1 rRNA gene is annotated in these 2,737 nt (G+C 53.4%); it reads right to left on the bottom strand.

Annotated features, from left to right (window positions below):
* Window positions 1–2,682, bottom strand: a 23S ribosomal RNA gene (locus tag LAY41_RS31935); the annotation flags it as partial.
* Window positions 2,683–2,737: the final 55 nt, after the last annotated feature.

The raw sequence follows: 2,737 nt of genomic DNA, 5'->3' as shown, positions 1-2,737 counted from the left end.
AGGGAGGCTTCCCGCTTAGATGCTTTCAGCGGTTATCCCGTCCATACATAGCTACCCTGCTGCACTCCTGGCGGAATGACAGGTACACCAGAGGTATGTTCAACCCGGTCCTCTCGTACTAGGGTCAACTCCTCTCAATTATCGACGCCCACGGCAGATAGGGACCAAACTGTCTCGCGACGTTCTGAACCCAGCTCACGTACCACTTTAATTGGCGAACAGCCAAACCCTTGGGACCTGCTCCAGCCCCAGGATGTGATGAGCCGACATCGAGGTGCCAAACGATTCCGTCGATATGAGCTCTTGGGAATCATCAGCCTGTTATCCCCGGCGTACCTTTTATCCGTTGAGCGATGGCCCTTCCACGAGGGACCACCGGATCACTATGACCGACTTTCGTCTCTGCTCGACTCGTCAGTCTCGCAGTCAGGCGAGCTTATGCCATTGCACTCTAACAGACGGTTTCCAACCGTCCTGAGCTCACCATCGCGCGCCTCCGTTACTCTTTAGGAGGCGACCGCCCCAGTCAAACTACCCGCCACAGAGGGTCCCTGCACCGGATAACGGTGCGAGGTTAGACATCAGAAAACAACAGGGTGGTATTTCACCTATGGCTCCACGACAGCTGGCGCCGTCGCTTCAAAGCCTCCCACCTATGCTACACAGTTCTTTCCTAATGCCACTCTGAAGCTGCAGTAAAGGTGCACGGGGTCTTTCCGTCTAACCGCGGGTACTCCGCATCTTCACGGAGAATTCAATTTCGCTGAGCATGTACTGGAGACAGTGGGGAAGTCGTTACGCCATTCGTGCAGGTCGGAACTTACCCGACAAGGAATTTCGCTACCTTAGGACCGTTATAGTTACGGCCGCCGTTTACTGGGGCTTCAATTCAGAGCTTGCACTCCTCCTCTTAACCTTCCAGCACCGGGCAGGCGTCAGGCCCTATACGTCGTCTTGAAGCCGACTTAGCAGAGCCCTGTGTTTTTGCTAAACAGTCGCTACCCCCTGGCTTGTGCCCCCTACACACGGTTGCCCGCATGTAGGGCCTCCTTCTCCCGAAGTTACGGAGGTAATTTGCCGAGTTCCTTCAGTACACTTCTCTCAAGCGCCTTGGTATACTCTACCATCCCACCTGTGTCGGTTTAGGGTACGGTCTATACGGAGGGGCTATTTCCTGGGACAACTTCGAAGCCAGACCAATCCAATAAGGCCTGACAACTTACGCCATCCGTCACACACCTCCAGGCCCACGAATATTAACGTGGTTCCCATCGACTACCCCCTTCGGGCTCGTCTTAGGGGCCGGCTTACCCTGCTCAGATTAGCTTTAAGCAGGAACCCTTGGGATTTCGGCGAGAGGGCATCTCACCCTCTTTATCGCTACTCATGTCAGCATTCGCACTTCCGATACCTCCACGGTCGGTTACCCTCCCGCTTCATCGGCCTACGGAACGCTCCGCTACCGCTTGGATCAAAAGATCCAAACCCTAAGCTTCGGTACGTATCTTGAGCCCCGTTACATTTTCGCCGCAGGATCTCTTATTTAGACCAGTGAGCTGTTACGCTTTCTTTAAAGGATGGCTGCTTCTAAGCCAACCTCCTGGTTGTTTTGGAAATCCCACATGCTTTCCCACTTAGATACGATTTGGGGACCTTAGCTGTAGGTTAGGGCTGTTTCCCTTTTGACGACGGACCTTAGCACCCGCCGTCTGTCTGCCGGACTAACTCTGTGGTATTCGGAGTTTGGTTAGGTTTGGTAGATCTCGCGACCCCCTAGCCCATCCAGTGCTCTACCCCCACAGGTAAACATCCGACGCACTACCTAAATAGTTTTCGCGGAGAACCAGCTATTTCCCGGCTTGATTGGCCTTTCACCCCTAAACACAACTCATCCGACAATTTTTCAACATTGAACGGTTCGGCCCTCCAGTGCGTGTTACCGCACCTTCAGCCTGGTCATGCCTAGATCGCCGGGTTTCGGGTCTAATCCATCAAACTCAGTCGCCCTATTCAGACTCGCTTTCGCTGCGCCTACACCTAACGGCTTAAGCTTGCTTGATAGATTAAGTCACTGACCCATTATACAAGAGGTACGCTGTCAGGCCTCAAGGACCCTCCAACTGATTGTAAGCATTCGGTTTCAGGTACTGTTTCACTCCCCTCATCGGGGTGCTTTTCACCTTTCCCTCACGGTACTTGTTCGCTATCGGTCATGTACGAGTATTTAGGCTTGGAGGGTGGTCCCCCCATGTTCAGACAGGATTTCACGTGTCCCGCCCTACTCGAGTCCTGATGTTTCATTTTCGCATACGGGGCTGTCACCCGCTATGGCCAAACTTTCCAGAATGTTCTGCTAATTAAACACCAGGCACTGGCCTGGTCCGCGTTCGCTCGCCACTACTAACGGAATCTCGGTTGATGTCTTTTCCTCCGGGTACTGAGATGTTTCAGTTCTCCGGGTTCGCTTCACGAAACCTATGTATTCAGTCTCGCAATACCTTTGCCCAATTACCCAGCCCGTGATTGCTCACGGGCGAGATAATCGGGATAGGTGGGTTTCCCCATTCGGAAATCGCGGGATCAAAGCTTGCTCACAGCTCCCCCACGCTTATCGCAGCGTGCCACGTCCTTCATCGCCTGTACATGCCAAGGCATCCACCAAATGCTCTTACCTCACGCTTGAGAGTCCACACCACCAATGACAACATTGGTCGATCGCTCGAGACACGGTCTTGTA

This window comes from Argonema galeatum A003/A1 (genome assembly GCF_023333595.1).
GTDB classification, from domain to species: domain Bacteria; phylum Cyanobacteriota; class Cyanobacteriia; order Cyanobacteriales; family Aerosakkonemataceae; genus Argonema; species Argonema galeatum.
The sequence above is the reverse complement of the archived record's forward strand: the minus strand, read 5'-3'. Positions and strand labels throughout refer to the sequence as shown.